Here is a 23,200-nt window from a genome sequence, read left to right as displayed (position 1 = left end):
AGCCATGCACCGCATCCTGTTGATCGACGACGACGAGCAGCTGGGGCCGCCGCTGGCGGCCTACTTCCAGCGCTATGAGCTGCAGCTGACGCAGGCCGTGAAGCCCAGCGATGGTCTGGCCCGGCTGCGCGGTGGCGACTTTGATGCGGTCATCCTGGATGTGATGCTGCCCGAGATGGACGGCTTCGAGGTCTGTCGCACCATCCGTCGCGAGAGCGATGTGCCCATCGTCATGCTCACCGCCCGTGGCGAGGTCATGGACCGCGTGGTCGGGCTGGAGCTGGGCGCTGACGACTACCTGCCCAAACCCTTTGAGCCGCGCGAACTGGTCGCCCGCATCCAGACCGTGCTGCGCCGCCAGAACGGGCGCAACCACCGCCACGGGCAGGCGGCCCTTGCGCAGGAGGCGCTGCGCTTCGAGGGCCTGACCATCGACCTGGCCCGGCGCGAGGTGCTGCGGGACGGCCAGGCGGTGGAACTGACTGGCTCGGAGTACGAACTGCTGGTGCTGCTGGCACGAGAACCCGGCCGCGTCTACAGCCGCGACGACATCCTCAATCACATCCGCGGCCACGAGGCCGACCTGTACACGCGGGCCGTGGACATCGTGGTCAGCCGGCTGCGCAAGAAGCTCGAACCGCTGGACTGCATCAAGACCCTGCGCAACGCGGGCTATTCGCTGGCGCTGCGCCGCCTGCCCTCATGAACGATCAGACCTCCAAACCGACCGCGCGCTGGCGCGAGGTCAAGCACCGCATTGCACACTCCATCAAGCTGCGCATGGTGCTGGTGTTCCTGCTGCTGGCGGCAGCCATGACCTTTGTGTTCATCAGTGGGGCGCAAAAGGCGTTTTCGGTGGGGTGGCGCGAAGCGGCTCGCCCCCTGTTGATGGATTATGTGGACCGCTTGGCGGTCGACGTGGCCGGTGGCGACGGCGATCTGCCCAGCATCGCTCGCGCCCAGGCCATCGCCGATCGTCTGCCCCTGGTGGTTCGCATCAGCGGCCCCCAGGTCAACTGGTCGTCCCACCCCTCGCAGCCACCGTCGGACTGGCTCTGGCACAAGGACGAGCAGGCCGGCCGCTGGGACGACGAAAACTGGGGCGGCTCCAAGGATTGGGATCGCATCCTCACGCGCAGCACCGCCGATGGTCACCGCATCAGCTTCGACATCAATCAGGCGGCCTTTGAGCGGCGGCCGCGTCTCATTGGCTACGCGCTGACCGCCCTGCTGGTGCTCACGCTGCTGGCCTGGCTGTATGTGCGCCGGCAACTCAAGCCGCTGGACGCGATCGGGGAAGGAGCGCGGCGCTTCGGCCGTGGCGACTTCAGTCAGCCGATTCCGGACCGGTGCTGCCAGGCTCACGACGAGCTGGGCGAGCTGGCCACCACCATCAACACCATGGGGCGCGACATCCACCAGATGCTGGAGGCCAAGCGCGCCCTGCTGCTGGCCATCAGCCACGAACTGCGCAGCCCCATCACCCGCGCCCGCCTTCACGCCGAACTGTTGCCGGAAGAGGGCGACGCCGCGCTGCAGCGCCAGGCCCTGCTGCGCGACCTGCAGGAGATGGCCAACCTGGTCAGCGACCTGCTGGAGAGCGAGCGCCTGTCCAATGGCCACGCTGCCCTGCAGCGCGAGGCCACCTGCCTGGTCGGCCTGACCGGCGAGGTGCTGCACGAGCTGCAGGCACGGCACCCGGCCGCCACTGCCGTCACCATTCTGGCCTCGCCCGACCTGCCCAAGCTCAGCGTTGATCGCGCCCGCATGCGCCTGTTGCTGCGCAACCTGCTGGACAACGCCCTGCGCCATGGCGCCGATGCCGCTCAGCCGCCCGAGGTGACGCTGTCCCGCACGGCGGACGCCCAGGTCATTGAGGTACGCGACCACGGCCCTGGCGTGCCCGACGAGCAGCTGGCGCAACTGGCGCAGGCCTTCTACCGACCAGACAGCGCCCGCACGCGTGCCGCCGGCGGGGTGGGCCTGGGTCTTTACTTGTGCCGCCTGGTGGCACAGGCCCACGGGGGGCGGCTGGCGTTGGAGAACGCGCGGCCGGGCTTGCGGGTGCGGGTGGAGCTGCCGCTGGCTTGACAGACGTCAGGCCGCTGAGGGCCACGGTGTGTCATGCTTGATGCATGAATCAGAGCGTACTTCCCACCGCCGATCTGCCCGGCTTCGCCACCGCACCCACCCGCTTCCTGTTCTTCACCGGCAAGGGTGGGGTGGGCAAGACCTCCCTGTCCACGGCGACCGCCATTGCGCTGGCCGACCGCGGCCGGAAGGTGCTGCTGGTCAGCACGGACGCCGCGTCCAACCTCGACGAAATGCTGGGGGTACCCCTGTCCAACCACCCGGTGCCGGTCACGGGCGTACCGGGTCTGGCCATGCTCAACATCGACCCCGACGATGCAGCCGAGGCCTATCGCCAGCGTGTGCTGGCCCAGATGGAAACCGATGCGTCCGATGCCGAACGCCAGACCGTGCGCGAGCAACTGTCGGGCGCCTGCACCACCGAGATCGCGGCCTTCGACGAGTTCGCCGCCCTGCTGGCAGGGGAAGGCGACGGTAGGGCCAGCTATGACCATGTGGTGTTCGATACCGCCCCCACGGGGCACACCCTGCGCCTGCTGAGCTTGCCCAAGGCCTGGACGGGTTTCCTGGCGGGCAACGACCGCGGGGCATCGTGCCTGGGCCCGCATTCGGGCCTGAAGATGCAGGAGGCCCGTTTCAACGCGGCCTTGCGCGCCCTGGGTGACCCGGCGCTGACCACCGTGGTGCTGGTGACCCGTCCTGATCCACGCCCCATGCAGGAGGCCGCGCGCACCTCGGACGAATTGCGGCAATTGGGCCTGTGCAACCAGCGCCTGGCCATCAACGGGGTGTTCCACGCCAGTCGGTCTGACGATCCGGTGGCGCGGGCCATCGAGGTCCTGGGCCGCAAGGCGCTGGACACCTTGCCCGATGCACTGGCCGGCCTGCCGCGCGACGAAATTCCGCTGCGAGCCTTTGACACCGTGGGGCTGCCGGCTCTGCGCGCCCTGTTCGGTGCTCCGCCGACCGGGGTCCCCACGCCGCCGCAGGAGGCTGCCGGCACGGCAACACGCCTGCCCGCCGAGCCCCTGCACCTGCTGGCCGACGAATTGGCGGCCGCGGGTCACGGGCTGATCATGGTCATGGGCAAGGGCGGTGTGGGCAAGACCACCATCGCCGCTGCACTGGCGGTGGGCCTCGTGCAGCGGGGCCACAGCGTGCACCTGACCACGACCGACCCAGCCGCGCACGTGGCCGACACCCTCAACGGCGGCCTGCCGGGCCTGAAGGTGGGCCGCATCGACCCCAAGGCCGAGACCCAGGCCTACATTGCCAAGATCATGGCCAGCCGGGGCAAGGACCTGGACGAGCAGGGCCGTGCCTTGCTGCTCGAAGACCTTCAGTCCCCCTGCACCGAAGAGGTGGCGGTCTTCCATGCCTTCAGCCGCGTGGTCAACGAGGCACGCACCGCCTTTGTGGTGCTGGACACCGCACCCACCGGCCACAGCCTGCTGCTGATGGACGCCACCGGTGCCTACCACCGCCAGATGACGCGGCAGTACGAGGGCAGCGCCAACGCCAAACACATCATCACACCGCTGATGCGCCTACAGGATCCGGACACGACCCGTGTGCTGATTGTCACCCTGCCCGAAGTCACACCTGTCAGTCAGGCGGCCGCGCTGCAGGATGATCTGCGCCGCGCCCGCATCGAGCCCTGGGCCTGGATCATCAACAAGAGCATCGCCGCCACGGGTACTACCGACCCCCTGCTGCAGGCGCGCCTGGCCGGCGAGCACCGCCAGGCCGCACGCATCGCCAGCGGACTGGCCCGCCGCACCTTCGTGCTGCCCTGGTTGCCCGAGCCGCCCGTGGGGGTGGAGGCTTTGGGGCGGCTGGTGTAAGGATCGATCGGATTATTTCAACAACCCACCCAGATCAAAACTCACATCCCCTGCCTGCCAGGGTGTGGGTGACACGCCCGCGTCCAGCAGCTTGCGCGCCTGCAGATGGTCCTTGGCCGCATTGACGCTGTCGACCGCCAGCAGCCGGTCGCCCTGGAAGTGGTAGACGCTGAAGCTGCCGCCCGCCATGTCGCCGCGCACCGCCCAGGCATCGGCTCCCGTGGACAGACCGGCCATCTGCAGCTTGCGGTCGTACTGGTCGCTCCAGAACCAGGGGGTGGCGTTGAAGGGGCGGTCCTGCCCCAGCAGCGCGGCGGCCGCGCTCTTGCCCTGTTCGGTCGCGTTCTGCACCGACTCCAGGCGCAGCAGTGAACCGTCGGCCAGGCGCCGTGCGGTGCAGTCTCCTGCGGCGACGATGGCCGGGTCGCTGGTGCGCCCGCAGGCGTCCACCACGATGCCACGGTCACATGCCAGCCCGGCGTCGCGGGCCAGCTGGTCGTTGGCGACCACACCGATGCCGACCACCACCAGACCGGCCGGCAGTACGCTGCCGTCGGTCAGCTTCACGCCGCTCACACCATTGGCATCGGCCTCAATACCCGCCACCTGGGCGTTCAGCATCAGTTGCACGCCATGGCTGCGGTGCAGGCTGGCGTACCAGTCGGACAGCACCGGGGCCAGCACCCGGCCCAGCAGGCGGGGGGCGGCTTCCAGCACGGTCACGCGAGCGCCTTTCTTGCGCGCGGTGGCGGCCACTTCCAAGCCGATGAAGCCGCCGCCGATCACCACGATGGGCAGGTCTTGTTCAATGCACACCGCCATGCGCTCGGCAATGGCGCTGGCGTCTGCGCGTGAGCGCAGGGGCAACACCCCGGCGGCATGCCCGCCAGTCAAGGGCAGGGCGCGTGGCGTGGCGCCGGTGGCCAGCACCAGGCCGGTGTAGGGCAGGGCGCTGCCATCGGCCAGTTGCAGGGTTTTCGCGTCACGGTCGATGCGTTGCACCGTCAAGCCGGTGCGCAGCTCAATGCCCTTGCGTGCCAGCATCTCCGGCGCGCGCATCACCAGCTGGGCTGCATCCATCTCGCCGGCCAACCAGGCCTTGGACAGCGGCGGACGGTGGTAGGGGCCATGCGGCTCGTCACCCAACAGGGTGATGCTGCCCTCGTAGCCGCCCGCGCGCAGGGCCTCGGCGGCCTGCACGCCGGCCTGGCCGGCACCCACGATGACGATGCCGGGCGCGGTCATTCCTGGCACTCGGGCAAGGTCACCACGCCGCCTTCCAGCGCGGGGCTGGCCTTGATCTGGCAGGCCAGCCGGCTGTTCGGTCGGCGTTCGGCCACCACGTTCTCCAGCATGTCCAGCTCGCCCTGCGAGGGTGGAGGCAGCACGCCGGCCAGCATATCGTCGACGTAGCAGTGGCAGGTGGCGCAGGCGCAGGAGCCGCCGCATTCGCCAATGATGCCGTCGATGCCGTTGGTGGTGGCGCCCTGCATCAGGCTCCAGCCGTCGGCCAGGTCGATGGTGGTGGACTGGCCGTTGGCCTCGACATAGGTGATGTGTGCCATCGTGGTCTTTCTGCGTTGAACTTACTGGGCCTTGAGCTGCAGCACCAGCGGGCTGCGGAAGGTGGACGAGGGCATCCAGGGCAGCTGGTCAGCCACACGCCTGTAGTCGGGCACCACCTGGTGGAATTCCTCGAATGCGATCTTGACCGCCAGACGGGCAATCGCGGTGCCCAGGCAGGCATGCACGCCACCGCCAAAGCCCAGATGGCCACGCGGCTTGCGCGCGATGTCATACACATCGGGATTGGGGTACTGGCGCTCGTCGCGGTTGCCGCTGCCGTAGGCCAGACAGACGAAGTCGCCTTCCTTCATGGTCTGGCCGTGCAGGGTCACGTCCTTCATCAGGCGGCGGCGGAAGCGCTGGGCCGAGGTGTTAAAGCGCAGGCTCTCCTCGATCGCATCAGGCAACAGGGCCGGGTTGGCCACCACGGCGCGGCGTGCCTCGTCAAACGTGGCCAGGTTGTAGGCGAACATCATCATGAAGCCGCCCAGCGATTCCACGCCCGCCATGATCAGCGTGGTGGTGGTCAGTAACACCTCGCGGTCGTCCAGCCGGTCGCCGTCGATCTCGGCCAGCGCGAAGTTGCTGATCAGGTCGTTCTGCGGGCTGGCCCGGCGCATGGCGATGACCTTGCTCGCGTAGTCCTGCATCCAGTTGTAGGCCGCAATGTGTTCCGGCCCCTTGGCGCGGGTGCGGGCATCGCTCTGCACCATCAGCACGGCGTTCTCGCGCACCTCATGCTCGGGCACCAGCGCGTCTTCGCCCATGGGCAGGCCCAGCGCGGCCATCAGCACCTTGACGGTGAACTGCGAGGAGACGTCCTTGAAGTCGAACTCCTTGACGTCCTTGACCTGCGCAAACACCTGTTTCGCCACGTCACGGATCGGCTCTTCCAACGCCATCAGGTTGCGCTTCATGAACGCGTGCTGGATCAGGCCGCGCAGGCGGTCGTGTTTTGGTGGGTCCGAGCTGCCCAGCGTGGCGCCCGCGCGGCCGGGCAGCTCGGTCATCAGGTTGCCGCTGGCGCTGGAATACGTCTGCCAGTCCTGTCCGGCGGTCACGATGTCGCTGTAGCGCGAGAGGATCCACATCTGCGCCTCCTCGCTCCAGAAGCAGGGGAATTCATCGCGCAGGCGCTTGTAGCTGGGGAAGGGATCGGCGTCGATGGCCGGGGAATACGGGTCGAAGTGGAAGCTGCCAAGGCCCATGTGATGTCTCCTGTGGGGTGGATCGTGGGTTGGAACTGTAGGTGCGCCGGCCGAACATGCCACTGCAAAAAGAAGGGACAATTCTTGTACTTTTCGATCAAGGAGACTGACGATGGCGAGAACGCCAGACCGGATCGCCACCGCGCCGTCATCGCGCCGGACCAGCGGCAGCATTCCCAGGTTTTCGCTCTACGGCGAGCCCGCACAGCCCGGTGAGGAACTGCTGCACATCGAAGAGGTGCAGTCGCGCAGTCGCCTCTATCACTGGGAAATCGATGCCCATGTGCACCAGGGGCTCTACCAGATCCTCTGGCTGGCAGCCGGTTCGGCCGAGGTGATGCTCGACGAGTGGCGCGCGCAGGTGCAGGGGCCGGCGGCCATCGTGGTGCCGCCGGGTGTGGTGCATGGCTTTCGCTTCGCTCCGGAGACCGATGGCCGGGTGCTGACGCTCAGTGCCCGGTTTCTGGTGGAAGGCGAGTTCCAGGACATCGGCAAGGCCTTCCGGGCCCTGTTCTCGGCGCCGGGCGTCTTGCACTTTTCCCCGGACGACGGCGAGGCGCATCGGCTCCATGTGCAGCTGGCCGAACTGTCGGCCGAGTTCGCGCTGCCGGGTGCGGCCGATGCGCCGGTGCTGCGCTGGCTGGCGCGGGCGGTGGTCTGGCGGCTGGCACGGGCCAGCGAGCAGGGCCAGCGCGAGGGCGGCGATGCCAAAGCGCACCAGGCCCTGTTCACCCGCTTTCTGTTGCTGGTGGAGCAGCACTTTCTGGAGCATTGGCCGATGGATCGGTATGCCTCGCGCCTGGGTCTGTCCACCCAGCGGTTGAACCGGCTGGTGCGGGCCGAGCGGGGCTGCACCGCGCTGGAACTGGTGCACGAACGCCTGACCCGGGAGGCCTGCCGGCGACTGGTCTACATCGCCGCGCCGGCGGCCAGCCTGGCGCTGGAACTGGGCTTTGAAGACCCGGCCTACTTCTCGCGCTTCTTCAAGCGCCGGACGGGGCAAAGTCCGCAGCAGTGGCGCCGTGCGCACACCGGGCCAGTGTCCCGCGCCTGATCAGTAAGGACGAGCAGGCACCGCCGCCGGCGCCAGAGCCAGGATCTGCTCGCGCAGCCAGCGGTGCGCTGCGTCGCTCTGGTGCTGCCGGTGCCAGATCAGGTACATGGGCATGGTGGGGCAGGGCAGGGGCACGGTGGCGTGGGCCAGGTCGCGCATCAGGCTGTGCTGCAGCAGCGACGGAGCGGTCGCCAGCAGGGCGCTGCCCTTGATGAAGGCTGGCAGACCTGCAAACCCGGGCACCATCAGCACGAACCGGCGTCGTATGCCCCGGGCTTCCAGGGTGCGATCCAGGTACAGCGCACGGCGCGGCTCATAGACCACCGTGGCATGGTCGGCCGCCAGGTAGTCCTCCAGGCTGTCGGGCGCCTGGCGTACCGCCGGATCAAAGAACACGCGGTAGACGTCCTCGAAGATGCGCTGCTGCAGGATGTCACTGCCCTCGGGCGGACGGGGGCTGATGGCGATGTCGCAGATCCGGTCGCGCAGCATCTCCAGGCTGGGCACGTCTGACGGGATGATCCGCAGCGTCACGCCAGGCGCCGCCTCGCGCAGCCGACGAGCGAGCGCCGGCAGCAGCACGTCGCGCTGGAAGTCATTGGCCGCGATGGTCACCGTGGCCTGCCAGCGGGACGGATCGAAGTCGCCCGCGTGGGCAAAGCGCTCGAGCTGGCGCAGCAACGCCCGGGCCTCTTGGGCCAGTTCCTGTGCCCGCGCGGTGGCCACGATGCCCCGGCCACTCTTGACGAACAGCGGATCACCGGTGATGCCCCGCAACTTGTCCAGCTGGTGGCTGACCGCCGACTGGGTGACGCCCAGTTTCTGCGCCGCGCCCGTGACGCTGCCGGCCTCCACCACCGCCACCAGTTGCTGCAAGGAACGGGCGTCCAGATCAGACCAATCGAAATTGCTCATGTATCTGATGATGAAAGAACGGTTCATTTTTGGCAAGCCGTTGGTGACACTCCGCTGTGACACAGATCAATCCACCCCCACGCAGGAGACCGGCCGTGAGCAAGACCATCCCCGGCACCACCCCGTTTGACGGTGACGCTGCCCAAAAAGGCTATGCGTTGAACAAGATGTGTTTTTCGTTCAACGACAAGGCCAACCGTGAGGCCTTCGTGGCCGACCCCGAGGCCTACATGAAACGCTACGGCCTCAACGCGCAGCAGGCCGAGGCCATCCGATCCAAACAGGTGCTGGCCATGATCGCCGCGGGCGGCAACGCCTACTACCTGGCCAAGTTCGCGGGCATCTTCGGGTTGGACATGCAGGACATCGGCGCCCAGCAGACGGGCATGACCAAGGACGAGTTCAAGGCCAAGCTCGTGGCCGCGAATGACCAGTGCTGACAGCGGAGATTTTTCATGGCACAACTCATCGGTGGCCTGGCCACCTCGCACATTCCCGCCATCGGCGGCGCCATCCACAAGGGCAAGCAGAACGAACCCTACTGGAAGCCCTTTTTCGACGGCTTCCCGCCCATCCACCAGTGGCTGGGCAAGGTCAGGCCCGACGTCGTCGTGGTGTTCTACAACGACCATGGGCTGAACTTCTTCCTGGACAAGATGCCGACTTTTGCCATCGGCGCCGCGGCCGAATACCGCAACGCCGATGAGGGCTGGGGCATTCCCACGCTGCCTCCCATGCCCGGTTGTCCGGACCTGTCCTGGCACCTGATCCGCGAGCTGATCGCCAAGGAATTCGACATCGTGACCTGTCAGGAAATGCTGGTGGACCATGCCTGCACACTGCCGTTCAAGCTGTTCTGGCCGAATCACGACGTGGCCCCGGTGCAGATCGTGCCGATCGACATCAACACCGTGCAGTTTCCGCTGCCCACCGCCAAACGCGTCTACAAGCTGGGCAAGGCCGTGGGCGAGGCGATCCAGAGCTGGGACAGTGACAAGCGGGTGGCCGTGATGGCCACCGGCGGCCTGTCGCACCAGCTCGACGGTGAACGTGCGGGTTTCATCAACAAGCAGTTCGACCTGCAGTTCCTGGACAGCATGGAAACCAACCCGGAATGGGCGACGCAGTTTTCCGATCTGGAGCTGGTGGAAAAGGCAGGTACGCAGGGGGTGGAACTGCTGATGTGGCTGGCGATGCGGGCCGCGCTGACGGCCGCCGGTGCTGGCGTGCGCAAGGTGCACAGCAACTATCACATCCCGATTTCCAACACCGCCACGGGTGTGCTGGCGCTGGAGACGGTCTGACTTTTTGTCGGCGTCTGGTGCTGGTAAATAAAGGGAGCCTCTGGCTCCCTTTTCGTTTTGTGTGTGCCAGCGTGTGGGCGCTGCCGTGATCGCCGGGTATCCGTCTCCGCGAATGTCCCCCGGCGGCCTGCGGCCGCCTCCTCCTTTATTTCGCTGCGTCGGACACCCGACACTCACGGCATTTCGGGCGGTGTGGGCAAGCCGGCGGTGGGGAGCCCAGACGCCACTGCGGCGGGAGTATCCGGTGCCTGCCGCAGCGAAATAAAGGAGGAGGCGGCCGCAGGCCGCCGGGGGACATTCGCGGAGGCAGGTGCCGGGTGCTCCCGCCGCCGCCCGATATCTCTGAACGAAACCTCCAGAGCAAAAAAACGGGGACCCGAAGGTCCCCGTCAAAGCATGGAATCGCTGAAGTCAGATCACAGCGAATCGATGAAGCTGCGCAGCTTGTCCGAGCGGCTCGGATGCTTGAGCTTGCGCACCGCTTTCGATTCGATCTGACGGATGCGCTCGCGCGTCACATCGAACTGCTTGCCCACTTCTTCCAGCGTGTGGTCGGTCGACATCTCGATACCGAAGCGCATGCGCAGCACCTTGGCTTCGCGCGGCGTCAGGCTGTCCAGGATTTCCTTGACCACCTCGCGCAGGCCGGCCTGCATCGCGGCCTCGATCGGCGCGGTGTTGGCCTGGTCCTCGATGAAATCGCCCAGGTGCGAATCGTCGTCGTCACCGATGGGGGTTTCCATCGAGATCGGCTCCTTCGCAATCTTCATGATCTTGCGGATCTTGTCCTCGGGCATCTCCATCTTCTCGGCCAGGATGGACGCATCGGGCTCGAAGCCGTGCTCCTGCAGGTGCTGGCGGCTGATGCGGTTCATCTTGTTGATGGTCTCGATCATGTGCACCGGGATGCGGATGGTGCGGGCCTGGTCGGCGATCGAGCGCGTGATGGCCTGACGGATCCACCAGGTGGCGTAGGTCGAGAACTTGTAGCCGCGGCGGTATTCGAACTTGTCCACCGCCTTCATCAGACCGATGTTGCCTTCCTGGATCAGGTCCAGGAACTGCAGGCCACGGTTGGTGTACTTCTTCGCGATCGAGATCACCAGACGCAGGTTGGCCTCGATCATCTCCTTCTTGGCATCGCGCGAATTGGCCTCGCCTTCGTTCATCCGCTTGTGGATGTCCTTGAGCTGGGTCAGGGGCACCACCACGCTGTTCTGGATGTTCAGCAGGCCCTGCTGAAGTTCCTGGATCGGGGGGATGTTGCGTTCCATCACCGGGCTCCAGGGCTTGCCGGCGGCCGCTTCCTTCTCCACCCACTTGAGGTTGAGCAGGTTCTCGGGGAAGGCCGCGATGAACTTCTCCTGTGGCATGCCGCACTTGTCCACGATGATGCGGCGCAGCTCGCGCTCCTTCTTGCGCACCTCGTCCACCTGACCGCGCAGCGTGCTGCACAGCTTTTCGATGGCCTTGGCGGTGAAGCGGATCGTCATCAGGGTTTCGGTGATGCCCTGCTGCGTCTTCATGTAGCTGGCGCTGCCGTAGCCTTCCTTGTCGTAGACCTTGTGCAGCTTCTCGAACTGGGTGCGGATCTTGTCGAAGCGCTCCAGTGCCTCGCGCTTGAGCTCTTCCAGCTTGCGCGACAGCGCCTTGGAACCGCCCTTGCCATCATCGTCGTCGGCTTCGTCGTAGTCGTCGAAGTCTTCTTCGGCCACATAGTCGTCGGCCTCGTCGGCGTCGGCAAAACCATCGACCACGGTGGAGATGACCACCTTGCCTTCACGGATCTCTTCGGCCATGGCCAGCAGCTCGGCAATGGTGGCCGGGCTTTCGCTGATGGCGGCCATCATGTCGTTGAGGCCGCCCTCGATCCGCTTGGCAATCTCGATTTCGCCTTCGCGGGTCAGCAGTTCCACCGTGCCCATCTCGCGCATGTACATGCGCACCGGGTCGGTGGTGCGGCCGAACTCGCTGTCCACGGTGGACAGGGCGGCTTCGGCTTCCTCTTCGGCTTCTTCCTCGGTCGCGGCGGTCGGGCCGGAGTTGGACAGCAGCAGCGTCTCGGCGTCGGGCGTCTGTTCGTAGACGGCCACGCCCATGTCGTTGAGCAGCGAGACCACGACTTCCAGGGTCTCGGCCTCGACCAGCTTGTCGGGAAGGTGGTCGTTGATCTCGCCGTGTGTCAGGTAGCCGCGCGTCTTGCCCAGCTTGATCAGGGTCTTGAGGCGCTCGCGGCGCATCCGGGCTTCTTCTTCGGACAGGACGGTGTCGTCCAGGCCGAATTCCTTCATCAGCGCGCGCTCCTTGGCCTTGCTGATCTTCATGCGCAGCGGCTTGACCTTCTCGACCGGTGCAGCCGGATCGGCGACCACCTCTTCGACGACCTCCTCGGTCAGGTCCTCTTCGATGTCGCTCAGGTCGGCGTCGTCGAAGTCGGCATCTTCCTTCTTTGTTGCGGCTTTGGGCTTGCGGCCGCGCTTGGCCGCGGGCTTGTCGCCAGCGGCGGCGGCCTTGGCCGGACGGCCAGGCTTCTTCTTGGGTGCGGCGACAGCTTCCGCTGTCACATCGAGTTCTTCGGTGGCGGCGGCCTTGGATTTGGTCGTCTTGGTGGTCTTGGCAGTCACGGGGGGAGCAGCTTTCTTTTTGGCCACTTCCGGAGCCGCTGCGGCAGCGCTGGCTTTCTTGGTGGTTTTTGTGCTGGACACGGCAGGCGTACTGGACTTCTTCGCGGGCATGAGGACCTCAAAAAACGTCAGGAAAGGAACCGGCTGGGACACACAAAAATCGCCAAGACGCACCGCGGGCGGTGTTCCGGTGGTTTTTGTCGGGCACAAATCCCGCCTTCGGCCGGGAAAGGCGGGCTGCAAGCTGTCGGGCGAACATTTGGTGTGCAGTCCTTGCGGGTTTCCGTCGGTGCCCGTGGGGCATCCGAGGTGGCCGGGGGAATGTCCCTGATGCCTCGTGCGTGAGGTTGGCCGGTGCCGGAGGTGCTGCTGTCGCGCTTGCGGTGCAAACCCTACATTATACCGGTTGACCCGATTTCAAGTGCTTGATGCGCTCGTTCAGTCGCTTGAATTCATCAAATGCGCCACGGTCACCCTGCTGCACCCGGGCGGCCAGCACCGCCGCCTGCGCACTCAGGGCGTCGATGCGCAGCAGGTCCATCACGCCGGCCAGCTCCGAGAGCTCGGCCTCGGTGTCGGCACCCATGGTCACCTGCTCGACCTCGGCACAGACGAAGGCTTCGTGTTCGTGGCCGCGCAAGGCTTCCCGCAGCACCGCCCAGGGCATGGGGCCGTGTTCGTGGATTTGCGCCTCCAGCCAGGCAAAGACGCTGCCGTGGGGCGCGGGCAGGTGGGCCAGCATCGCATGGTCGTCTGCCGACAGGCTGTCCCACGCCTGGGCGTTGGCCAGGAGGAGGCCCACGGCCCGGTCGGCGCGGGTGACGCTGGCGCGCTGTTCACCCAGCATGCGGGGCGGCGGGGGCGGTTCCCGACGCCATTTGCCGCCACCCCGGGATGGATATCGGGTCGATGCCCCGCTGTCTTGCCGGTAGGACGGGACGCCCGGCCGGGCTGTGGGGGTGTAGGCGCTGGTGTGGTTCATCGGCGCCTCCGCACTGTCCTGGGGGGCGGCGCCGGTGGCTGCTTCCCGGCGGGGGCGGCCAGACGGTGGAGCGGCCTGCCAAAGCTGCAGCAGGTCCTGGCTGGCGATGCCAACCGCCTGGGCGATGTCGCCCAGCAGCTGGCGCTTGAGGGCGCCGTCAGGTAGGGCGCTCCACAGGGGGCGAGCCTGGCTGGCCATGCGGGCCCGTCCCTCCGCGCTGCCGGTGTCGCAGTCGGCCGAGGCGGCCTCCAGCAGGAAGCGCGACAGCGGCAGGGCTTCGCGCACCCGTTCGGCAAAGGCGTCGGCCCCGTGCTCACGGATGAAGCTGTCCGGGTCGTGCTCGGTGGGCAGGAACAGGAACTTGACGCTGCGGGTGTCGGTGGCCAGGGGCAGGGCGGCGTCCAGGGCCTTGCGCGCGGCGCGGCGGCCGGCGGCGTCGCCGTCGAAGCTGAACACCACCGCATCGGTGAACCGGAACAGCTTCTGCACATGGTCGGATGTGCAGGCGGTGCCCAGCGTCGCTACCGCATTGGCAAACCCCAGTTGCGCCAGCGCCACCACGTCCATGTAGCCCTCGGTCACCAGGGCGTAGCCGTGCTGGCGGATGGCGGTGCGCGCCTCGAACAGGCCATACAGCTCCCGCCCCTTGCTGAACACCGGTGTTTCCGGCGAGTTCAAGTACTTGGGTTCGCCCTTGTCCAGCACCCGGCCGCCGAAGCCGATGCACTCGCCCTTGACGTTGCGGATGGGAAACATGACCCGGTCCCGGAAACGGTCGTAGCGCTTGGCCTGTCCGTCGGCACCCTTTTCGTCCTCGTGCTCGATCACCAGCCCGGACTCCACCAGCAGCGGCTCGGCGTAGTCGGGGAACACATTGGCCAGATGCCGCCAGCCTTCCGGGGCATAGCCCAGGCCGAAGGTCTTGGCGATCTGGCCCGACAGGCCCCGACCCTTGAGGTAGGCCACCGCCCTGGGCGAAGCCTTCAGGGCTTTCTGATACGCCACCGCCGCCTTCTCCAGCACATCGGTCAGCGTGGCCTGCTTCTGGCGTTGCCGTGCGGCGCGTTCGCGGTCCTGGGGCGACACGTCTTCCTCGGGCACCTGCATGCCCACCTGCTGGGCGAGGTCCTTGACCGCTTCCACGAAGTTCATCCCCGTGTGCTCCATCAGGAAGCCGATGGCGTTGCCGTTGGCGCCGCAGCCGAAGCAGTGGTAGAACTGTTTGGACGGACTGACGCTGAAGGAAGGTGACTTCTCGCCATGAAAGGGACACAAGCCCATCAGGTTGGCGCCGCCTTTCTTGAGCTGGACGTGCTTGCCCACCACATCGACGATGTCGACGCGGGCAAGCAGGTCCTGGATGAAAGACTGGGGTATGGCCACGGGGCTATTCTCCAACATGACATGAGCACCCTCAGGAGATACCGCACATGACAAGCATCTACGACCAGGACCTGCCCCGCAACGAGGCCAACTTCGCCCCCCTGTCCCCGCTGTCCTTCATCGAGCGCACGGCCGAGGTCTATCCCGACCGGCTGGCCATCGTGCACGGGGGGCTGCGCCAGACCTGGGCGCAGACCTACGCGCGCACCCGCCAGCTGGCCAGTGCCCTGCAGCGCGCGGGCATCGGCAAGAACGACACCGTCGCGGTGATGCTGCCCAACACGCCACCGATGGTCGAGGCCCACTTTGGCGTGCCCATGGCCGGTGCCGTGCTCAACACCCTGAACACCCGATTGGACCCCGAAGCCATCGCTTTCATGCTGGACCATGGCGAGGCGAAAGCGGTGATCGTGGATCCCGAGTTCGCCGGCACCATGGCCAAGGCCCTCCAACTGCGCCAGTCCACCACGCCGCTGCTGGTGATCGACGTGCAGGATTCGCTGTTCAACGGAGAGAGCCAGGCCATCGGCAGCACCACCTACGAGGCCTTCCTCGCCGGCGGAGACCCGGCCTTTGCCTGGCAACTGCCCGGCGACGAATGGGATGCCATCGCCCTGAACTACACCAGTGGCACCACCGGTAACCCCAAGGGCGTGGTCTACCACCACCGCGGCGCGGCCATGAATGCGATCAGCAACGTGCTGGAGTGGGACATGCCCAAGCACGCGGTCTACCTCTGGACCCTGCCCATGTTCCACTGCAACGGCTGGTGCTTCCCCTGGACGGTCGCGGCACGCGCGGGCGTCAACGTCTGCCTGCGCCGCGTGGAGGCGCAGACCATCTTCGACCTGATGCGTGAGCATGGCGTGACGCACTACTGCGGCGCCCCCATCGTGCAGGGCCTGCTGGTCAACGCACCCGCGTCCATGAAAGAAGGCATCCCGGCGGGCGTCAAGGCCATGGTCGCCGGGGCTGCGCCTCCCGCCTCGATGATCGAAGGCATGGAGCAGATGGGCTTCGACCTGACCCACGTCTACGGCCTGACCGAGGTGTATGGCCCGGCCACCGTCTGCGCCAAGCACGACGCCTGGAACGAACTGGACATCGGCGAGCGTGCCCGGCTCAACGCCCGGCAGGGCGTGCGCTACCACCTGCAGCGTGACGTGCGGGTGCTCAACCCCGAGACCCTGCAGCCGGTGCCGCAGGATGGCGAGACCATGGGCGAGATCATGTTCAAGGGCAACATCGCCATGAAGGGCTATCTCAAGAACCCCAAGGCAACGGCCGAGGCGTTTGCCGGTGGCTGGTTCCACAGCGGTGATCTGGCCGTGCAGTACGCCGACGGCTACTTCAAGATCAAGGACCGCAGCAAGGACATCATCATCTCGGGCGGCGAGAACATCTCGTCCATCGAAGTCGAGGATGTGCTGTACCGTCACCCGGATGTGCTGGCGGCTGCGGTGGTGGCCCGTCCCGATCCGAAGTGGGGGGAAACCCCTTGCGCGTTCGTAGAGCTCAAGTTAGGGGCGCAGACCCGTCCCGAGGACATCGTGGCCCACTGCAAGCAGCACCTGGCCGGTTTCAAGGTGCCGCGCTACGTGGTGTTCGGTGAACTGCCCAAGACCAGCACCGGCAAGATCCAGAAGTTCGAACTGCGCAAGCGGGCCGGTTCCGCGTCGGCCATCGACGTCTGATACCCCGTCTTCCTGCCGGCAGGCGGATCAGTCTCCGGCCACCAGACCCTCGCGGCGGGGGTCGGCTCCCCCCAGCCAGCGACCGTCCGGCGCCCGCTGCAGCGCTTGGATGCCACTGGGCATGGGGACCTGGTTCACCGTGTGACCCCGTTGCTCCAGGACCTGGACGGTGCTGGCGGGAAAGCGCTCGGCTTCCAGCAGGACCGGTCCTCCGAGGCTGCCGAAGTTGGGCAGATCGATGGCCGACTGGGGCGACAGGCCGCCGTGCCAGGTGCCCAGCAGGGTCTTGGCGGTGAAGTGGATGATGAGCGCGCCGCCAGGGCTGCCGGTGCTCATCAGCAACTCGCCCGTGGCCCGGTCGAACACCAGCGTGGGCGACATCGACGAACGCGGGCGCTTGCCTGGCTCCACCCGGTTGGCGACGCGGCGACCACTCTCGTCGGCCGGGACAAAGCTGAAATCGGTCAGCTGGTTGTTCAGCAGGAACCCGCCGGGGCGCGCGGGATTCGTGCTGACCATCAGCCGTGATCCGAAGCCCGCTTCGATGGTCGTGGTCATGGCCAGGGCGTTGCCATGGGCGTCCACCACGCTGATGTGGCTGGTGCCGTATTCGGGTTGTTCGGGCATGGGTGCCCACGCTGAGACCCTGCCGGTGGGCTCGCCGGCCTCCACCCGGGCGGCGCGCCTGGGTCCGATCAGCCGGGCCCGTTCGTCCAGGTAGACAGGATCGAGCAGGCTTTGCCAGCGCCCCGCCGGTGGCGCCACCCTCTCTGGATCCGCCACGTAGCGGGCGCGGTCGGCAAACGCCAGGCGGGACGCCTCGGTGTAGGTGTGCAGCCAGGCGGCATCGGGTGTGCCTCCCAGTGCCAGCGCATTACCCGGCGCTCTTGCCAGGAGGCCCAGTATCTGCCCGATTGCCAAGGCCCCCGAACTGGGCGGCGGAAATCCGCAGATGCGCAGCTGGCGCGGTGGCGCTGCATGGTCAAAGCACAAGGGCTCGCGTTCGCGTGGCGTGTAGGCCCGCAGGTCCGCCTGGTCCAGCGCGCCAGGGCGGGACGGATGCTCTCGCACCTTCTGCACGATGGCGTCGGCCACCGGCCCGTCCTGCATGGCCTCGGGGCCTCGTCGGGCGAGCTGGCGCAGCACCTCGGCCAGTTCCGGGTTGCGCAATTGGTGGCCCACCGGGTGGGGCTGGCCGTCCGGCCGGTAGAAATAGGCCCTGGCCACCGGGTCATCCCGCAGGGCCTGCTCGGCGGCCAGCAGGGTGTGCAGCCGCGGGCTGAGCTCGAAACCGTCGTCGGCCAAGCGGATGGCGGGCTCGAACAGCCGGCCCCATGGCAAGCGTCCGTGTTGCCGGTGGGCCATGCCCAGCATCGACACGGTCCCCGGCACGCCCACCGATTGGCTGCCGACCACCGCCTGCATGAAAGGCACGGGTTTGCCGTCCGGCCCGACGAACATGTCAGTGCGCACGCCTCGCGGTGCCGTCTCCCGCCCATCAAAGGCCTGCACGCGCCGGCCATCGTGGTGCAGCAGGAAAGCGCCACCGCCGATGCCGCTGGATTGCGGCTCCACCAGCGTCAGCACCATCTGCGCGGCAATCGCCGCGTCGATGGCACTTCCCCCCGCCCGCAACATCTCCAGCCCGGCTGCCGAGGCTGCCGGGTGGGCGGTCGCCACCGCATGCCGGTCAAAGCTCCGGCCGATTCGAAGTCGCTGGCCGGACGGACCTTCGGGCTGAATCAGGGCTTCTTCGGCTCGGGTATGCTTGCCGGGGTATGGTGCAAGGCTGTCGGAAGCGGCGCAAGCGGTGAGCAGCACGGCGGCCAGACAGGCCGCCCAGGTCCGTGGCAGGGTGTCATGGCGATGTGTGCGATCGTTCATGTTCGGTGGCCTCGCTGGACAGGCGGTGGTGGCTGACAGCCCCTGGCGTGTGATACGTCAACGACAGGTCGACAGCCTCGCGCTAAGGTTGAATGTGCTGAAAATACCACGCTAGATCTCGCCGCAAGGACGCTGGATGACATTGTCGCCCCCCCTTCCCACCCGTGTGCCGGTCATGACGGATCCGGTGGATACACCTGTCCGAAGCTTGCCGCAGTTGCAGGCATCCCTGGACCTGCAGCGTCGAAAGCCCATCGTCGGGCTGAGGCAGGCCCTGGTGGAGCTGGGGCTGATCGACGGGGTCACGGCGCAACGCCTGGCCAACGAAGACCCGGACCTGTTCCGCTCCCGCTCGTCCGAGCTGGTCATGCGCACCCTGGTCACCGACGATGAACTGCAGCGTGCCCTGGCCCGGGTGGCGGGTCTGGTCGAGATCGATCTGATGGACTTCAGCCTCGAGCGTGACGCGTTCAAGCTCATCACGGTGCCCCAGGCCCGCAGCCTCAACGTCGTGCCGCTGGGGATGACCAACGATCAGCTGGCGGTGGCCTCCTGCACGCCCACCAGCGCGGACCTTCAGCGCCAGCTGAGCAATCTGTCGGGGCACTCGGTTCTGCTGGTGTGGGCGCCGCGGTCGGCCATCGCCCACCGGCTGGATTTGCAGGAGCGCATGACCCGCGACGCGCTGGCACATGGGGAGGTCTCGGCCAGGGATGTCCGCCAGCGGCTCATGCCCAACGGCCAGTCCACAGGGGCAGCCGCGACGCTGGGACTGGAAGACCTGGTGGTCCAGGCCATGTCCGAAGTGGGCACCTCCAACGAGGCCGAGCAGTTGGCCTCAGCCGCCGAGTCGGCGGGCATGGTCCGGCTGGTCAACGAGATGATCACCGAAGCCCAGCGCACGCATGCGTCGGACATTCACATCGAGTCCAATGCGGGCGATGCCATGACATCGATCCGCTTCCGTCGCGATGGCGATCTGGAGCCTTACCTGATGCTGCCGGCCCGCTTGCGTGGTCCGCTGGTCTCGCGCATCAAGATCATGTCCAAACTGGACATCGCCGAGCGGCGCCGACCCCAGGACGGCAAGATCGATTTCTCCGAGTACGGTGGGCAGCAGCTGGAACTTCGCGTGGCGGTGATGCCCACGCACGATGGCCTGGAAGATGTCGTCCTGCGGCTGCTGGAGTCGGCCAAGCCGCTGCCCCTGTCTAAGCTGGGGCTGCAGCCCCGCGACATGGACATCATCGCCAGTTTCTCGCAACGCAGCTTCGGCATGGTGCTGGCCGCCGGCCCCACCGGCTCGGGCAAGACGACGACCCTGCACTCCATGCTGGCCGAGGTCAACACCCCGGACAAGAAGATCTGGACGGCGGAAGACCCGATCGAGATCACACAGCCCGGTCTGCGCCAGGTACAGATGAACTCCAAGATCGGCCTGACCTTTGCCAACGCGATGCGGGGGTTTCTGCGGGCCGATCCCGACATCATCATGGTGGGCGAGATCCGGGATGCCGAGACGGCCAAGGTGGCCATCGAGGCGTCGCTGACCGGTCACCTGGTGCTCTCGACCCTGCACACCAACAACGCCAGCGAGAGTGTGGTGCGCCTGCTGGACCTGGGCATGGACCCGATGAACTTCGCCGACTCGCTGCTGGGCATCGTGGCCCAGCGCCTGGTGCGTCTGCTCTGCGACCGTTGCGCCGTGATCCAGCCCATGGACGAGCAGGACTGGAACGCCTTGCTGGCCGAATACATGGAAGGCAGCGACCTGAGCCACGCCGAGGCGCAGGAGCGGCTGTTCAAGGCCACCGATGCGCACTCGTCTGGTGAGATCCGCGTGCGCCGGCCGGTCGGCTGCGAGCATTGCGGCGGCAAAGGCTACAAGGGGCGTATCGGCATCTACGAGATCCTGCAGAACTCCCGCTCGATCAAGCAGCTGATCCAGGACCGGGCGCGGCCCTCCGAGGTGTTCGACACGGCGGTGCGTGAAGGCATGCGCAGCCTGCGTCATGACGCGCTGGAGAAGGTCGTGCAGGGGCTGATCGACCTCAAGCAGGCCCGTCTGGCGTACCGCTGATCATGCCCACAAGCGCGCCCGCCTGGTCTGGTGGCCTGTCATCGCAGGGACTCGATCCTTGAGCACCGGTCCCTCGTCCCTCATGGGCCTGGCCGAGCACCCGGAACGGCGCTCTGCCCACACCCTGGCACAACTGCAGCTGGCCATGGAGCTGCAGCGGCAGGTGCCCATCCTGAGCTTGCGACAAGTCATGCACAAGTTGCATCTGCTGGACGAAGCGACGCTGGCGGTGCTGGAGTGGGAGGATCCTGAGCTGTTGCGCTCCCGGTCCCGCGTGCTGGTCGAGCGACTGCTGATCACCGACGAAGAGTGGCACCGGGCCATGGCGATCGTGGCGGGATTGGTCGAGATCGACGTCGCGACCTTCTCCATCGATCCCCGTGCGCTGGACCTGCTCCCCCTGCAGAAGGCCATGCTGCACCGGGTGGTGCCACTGGGCATGCTGCACGACCTGTTCATGGTCGCATCCAGCAAACCGACCAGTGTGGATCTGCTGCACGAACTGGTGTCCGCCTCGGGCCACTCGGTGGCGATGGTATGGGCCAGTGCCGATGACATCGACCGGCGTCTGGCGTTGTTGTCCAAGGCCTCGGGTGTGACATTGCCTCCGGTGGTCGAGCCCACGCCCCCGGCCCGCAAGACACCGCCGCCCCCACCGGCCACGGTGCAGGACGAACTGGTTCAGTTGGCCATGCAGGAGGTGGGGGCCACCCCCGATGCCGCCGAAATGGCGGCCATCAGCGAAAGCTCCGGCGTGGTCAGGCTGGTCAAGCGCACCATCGCCGAGGCGCTGCGCACGAACACCTCGGACATCCACATCGAGTCGAACCCGGGCGATGAGCCCACCTTCATCCGCTTCCGGCGGGATGGAGATCTTGAACAGCATCTGGTCCTGCCGGCCAAGTTGCGGGCACCGCTGGTCTCGCGCATCAAGATCATGGCCAAGCTCGACATTTCCGAGCGCCGCCGGCCGCAAGACGGCAAGATCGATTTCTCGGAGTTTGGCGGTCCCAAGCTGGAACTGCGTGTGGCCGTGGTGCCCACCCATGACGGTCTGGAAGATGTGGTGCTGCGCCTGCTGGCGTCCTCCAAGCCGCTGCCGCTGAGCAGCCTGGGTTTCCAGCCCCGCGATCAGGACATCGTGGCCTCCTTTTCTGCGCGCTCCTTCGGCCTCATCCTGGCCGCCGGGCCCACCGGATCGGGCAAGACGACCACGCTGCATTCGATGCTGGCCGAGGTCAATACGCCCGAGAGGAAAATCTGGACCGCAGAGGATCCGATCGAGATCAGCCAGCCCGGCTTGCGCCAGGTGCAGGTCAATCCCAAGATCGGCGTCACGTTTGCCAGTGCCATGCGCAGCTTCCTGCGGGCCGACCCCGACATCATCATGATTGGCGAGATCCGGGACGCGGAGACGGCGAAGATCGCCATCGAGGCCTCACTGACCGGTCACCTGGTGCTCTCGACCCTGCACACCAACAGCGCCAGCGAAAGCGTGGTCCGTCTGCTTGACCTGGGCATGGACCCGATGAACTTCGCCGACTCGTTGCTGGGCATCGTGGCCCAGCGTCTGGTCCGCCGCCTGTGCCGCCAGTGCGCGGCCGCCAGCGAACTGGATGACCGCGGCTGGCAGGATCTGGTCAAGGAGTACCGGCAAGGCAGTCCCCTGACCGAGCAGCAAGCCGCAGAGCGCTTGCTGGACGCTGCGGGGGTGTCGTCGCCGGCAGCGGTGCGCGTGTGGCATCCGGTGGGGTGTGAGCGCTGTGGCGGAAAAGGCTACAAGGGGCGCCAGGGGGTGTATGAACTGCTGCAGAACAGTGAAACCATCCGGCAGCTGATCCAGGAGCGGGCGAGACCGGCGGGCATCTTTTCCGCGGCCGTGACCGAGGGCATGCGCAGCCTGCGGCATGATGCGCTGGAGAAGGTGGTCCAGGGACATCTGGACATGGCCCAGGCCAGGGCCGCGTATCGCTGACGCGCATCGGCTAAGCTAGCCGGTAGCGGTCGCTGGCAGGTGCCCGGCCGTGTCTTCAGGGGAAATCATGAGTACAGAACCACGCACCGCGGTCGCACCCCAGGTGGCGGCGCGCAATTTGCCCGAACTGCTGCAGGCACTGCAGTCCCTGCGGCGCGCGCCCATCGTTGACCTCAAGCAGGCGCTGATGCAACTTCAGGTGCTGGACGAGGCCACCATCACGGCGCTCGACCAGGAGGACCCGCAGCTGTTCCATTCGCGCTCCCGCAAACTGGTGGAGCGGGTGGTTGTCAGCGAATTCGACTGGCACCGTGCCATGGCCCGTGTGGCCGGGCTGCCCGAGATCGACGCGTTGACCTTCGAGATCGACCCCAAGGCGCTGGAGGTCGTGTCCATCGATCAGGCCCGTCTGTACGGCGTGCTGCCGCTGGGCATGGTCGACGAGCTGTTCTTCGTGGCCGCCAGCAAGCCGACCAGCGATGAACTCCAGCATCAGCTGCAGGTCGCCACGGGTGGTCGCAGCATGCCCATGGTCTGGGCGTCGGCCGATGCCATCGACCGACGCCTGGATCAGCTGGGCTCGCCGCTGATCTGAG

At 66.7% G+C, this 23,200-nt stretch carries 17 protein-coding genes; 10 read left to right on the top strand and 7 right to left on the bottom strand.

Going from position 1 to position 23,200, the window contains the following annotated elements; all coding sequences use genetic code 11:
- Positions 1-4 precede the first annotated feature (4 nt).
- Genes ACFQNJ_RS06025 through arsA form a run of 3 tightly spaced genes read left to right on the top strand, consistent with a single transcriptional unit; the run spans position 5 to position 3,935 of the window.
- Positions 5-706: a response regulator transcription factor gene (locus tag ACFQNJ_RS06025; protein WP_382254932.1), complete on the top strand. Its 702-nt coding sequence runs from the start codon at positions 5-7 to the stop codon at positions 704-706.
- Positions 703-2,091, top strand: a complete 1,389-nt coding sequence (locus ACFQNJ_RS06020; RefSeq protein ID WP_382254930.1) for a HAMP domain-containing sensor histidine kinase — start codon at positions 703-705, stop codon at positions 2,089-2,091. The genes ACFQNJ_RS06025 and ACFQNJ_RS06020 overlap by 4 nt, the downstream gene beginning before the upstream one ends.
- 44 nt (positions 2,092-2,135) lie before the next feature.
- Positions 2,136-3,935, top strand: a complete 1,800-nt coding sequence (arsA, locus tag ACFQNJ_RS06015) for an arsenical pump-driving ATPase (protein ID WP_382254928.1) — start codon at positions 2,136-2,138, stop codon at positions 3,933-3,935.
- 12 nt (positions 3,936-3,947) lie between these two features.
- Here arsA and ACFQNJ_RS06010 read toward each other — a convergent pair whose 3' ends face one another.
- From ACFQNJ_RS06010 to ACFQNJ_RS06000, 3 genes are read right to left on the bottom strand one after another with little or no spacing between them, the layout of a single operon-like run.
- Positions 3,948-5,180, bottom strand: coding sequence for an NAD(P)/FAD-dependent oxidoreductase (locus ACFQNJ_RS06010; RefSeq protein ID WP_382254925.1), 1,233 nt, complete (start codon positions 5,178-5,180; stop codon positions 3,948-3,950).
- The gene (locus ACFQNJ_RS06005; protein WP_382254922.1) at positions 5,177-5,500 is read right to left on the bottom strand and encodes a 2Fe-2S iron-sulfur cluster-binding protein; all 324 of its coding nucleotides are present in this window, start codon (positions 5,498-5,500) and stop codon (positions 5,177-5,179) included. Before ACFQNJ_RS06005 ends, ACFQNJ_RS06010 begins: the two co-directional genes overlap by 4 nt.
- A gap of 21 nt (positions 5,501-5,521) precedes the next feature.
- On the bottom strand, positions 5,522-6,709 hold the full coding sequence (locus tag ACFQNJ_RS06000) for a cytochrome P450 (protein WP_382254919.1): 1,188 nt from the start codon (positions 6,707-6,709) through the stop codon (positions 5,522-5,524).
- Between the two features lie 112 nt (positions 6,710-6,821).
- Between ACFQNJ_RS06000 and ACFQNJ_RS05995 the strand changes: the two genes are divergently transcribed.
- Positions 6,822-7,763, top strand: a complete 942-nt coding sequence (locus tag ACFQNJ_RS05995) for a helix-turn-helix domain-containing protein (RefSeq protein ID WP_382254917.1) — start codon at positions 6,822-6,824, stop codon at positions 7,761-7,763.
- Here ACFQNJ_RS05995 and ACFQNJ_RS05990 read toward each other — a convergent pair whose 3' ends face one another.
- The gene (locus tag ACFQNJ_RS05990; protein WP_382254915.1) at positions 7,764-8,678 is read right to left on the bottom strand and encodes a LysR family transcriptional regulator; all 915 of its coding nucleotides are present in this window, start codon (positions 8,676-8,678) and stop codon (positions 7,764-7,766) included. It lies immediately after the preceding gene.
- A 95-nt stretch (positions 8,679-8,773) separates the two neighbouring features.
- Between ACFQNJ_RS05990 and ACFQNJ_RS05985 the strand changes: the two genes are divergently transcribed.
- Together ACFQNJ_RS05985 and ACFQNJ_RS05980 are read left to right on the top strand one after the other, a co-directional pair.
- Complete coding sequence (locus ACFQNJ_RS05985; RefSeq protein ID WP_382254913.1) at positions 8,774-9,118, top strand: protocatechuate 4,5-dioxygenase subunit alpha; 345 nt, start codon at positions 8,774-8,776, stop codon at positions 9,116-9,118.
- Positions 9,119-9,133: 15 nt separating this feature from the next.
- Positions 9,134-9,982 carry a class III extradiol dioxygenase family protein gene (locus tag ACFQNJ_RS05980; protein ID WP_382254910.1) on the top strand — a complete coding sequence of 283 codons (849 nt, stop codon included), beginning with the start codon at positions 9,134-9,136 and terminating at the stop codon, positions 9,980-9,982.
- A 416-nt stretch (positions 9,983-10,398) separates the two neighbouring features.
- On the opposite strand, the gene rpoD is transcribed toward ACFQNJ_RS05980, so the two are convergent.
- Positions 10,399-12,717, bottom strand: a complete 2,319-nt coding sequence (gene rpoD, locus ACFQNJ_RS05975; protein WP_382254907.1) for an RNA polymerase sigma factor RpoD — start codon at positions 12,715-12,717, stop codon at positions 10,399-10,401.
- A gap of 286 nt (positions 12,718-13,003) precedes the next feature.
- The gene (gene dnaG / locus ACFQNJ_RS05970; RefSeq protein WP_382254905.1) at positions 13,004-14,971 is read right to left on the bottom strand and encodes a DNA primase; all 1,968 of its coding nucleotides are present in this window, start codon (positions 14,969-14,971) and stop codon (positions 13,004-13,006) included.
- A gap of 47 nt (positions 14,972-15,018) precedes the next feature.
- Between dnaG and ACFQNJ_RS05965 the strand changes: the two genes are divergently transcribed.
- The gene (locus ACFQNJ_RS05965; protein ID WP_382254902.1) at positions 15,019-16,665 is read left to right on the top strand and encodes an acyl-CoA synthetase; all 1,647 of its coding nucleotides are present in this window, start codon (positions 15,019-15,021) and stop codon (positions 16,663-16,665) included.
- Between the two features lie 27 nt (positions 16,666-16,692).
- Here ACFQNJ_RS05965 and ACFQNJ_RS05960 read toward each other — a convergent pair whose 3' ends face one another.
- The gene (locus tag ACFQNJ_RS05960; RefSeq protein ID WP_382254899.1) at positions 16,693-18,549 is read right to left on the bottom strand and encodes a gamma-glutamyltransferase family protein; all 1,857 of its coding nucleotides are present in this window, start codon (positions 18,547-18,549) and stop codon (positions 16,693-16,695) included.
- Positions 18,550-18,685: 136 nt separating this feature from the next.
- On the opposite strand from ACFQNJ_RS05960, the gene ACFQNJ_RS05955 reads away from it, so the two are divergent.
- From ACFQNJ_RS05955 to ACFQNJ_RS05945, 3 genes are all read left to right on the top strand, one after another.
- Positions 18,686-20,629, top strand: coding sequence for a GspE/PulE family protein (locus ACFQNJ_RS05955; protein WP_382254897.1), 1,944 nt, complete (start codon positions 18,686-18,688; stop codon positions 20,627-20,629).
- Positions 20,630-20,687: 58 nt separating this feature from the next.
- Positions 20,688-22,604 carry a GspE/PulE family protein gene (locus tag ACFQNJ_RS05950; protein ID WP_382254894.1) on the top strand — a complete coding sequence of 639 codons (1,917 nt, stop codon included), beginning with the start codon at positions 20,688-20,690 and terminating at the stop codon, positions 22,602-22,604.
- A gap of 67 nt (positions 22,605-22,671) precedes the next feature.
- Positions 22,672-23,199, top strand: a complete 528-nt coding sequence (locus ACFQNJ_RS05945) for a GspE/PulE/PilB domain-containing protein (protein ID WP_374640614.1) — start codon at positions 22,672-22,674, stop codon at positions 23,197-23,199.
- The last annotated feature ends 1 nt before the right edge of the window (position 23,200 follow it).

The sequence above is a fragment of the Hydrogenophaga bisanensis genome, assembly GCF_042665135.1.
Classification (GTDB): Bacteria; Pseudomonadota; Gammaproteobacteria; order Burkholderiales; family Burkholderiaceae_C; genus Hydrogenophaga; species Hydrogenophaga bisanensis.
Note: the sequence above shows the minus strand (reverse complement) of the source record. Positions and strands in the feature narration are given on the sequence as shown.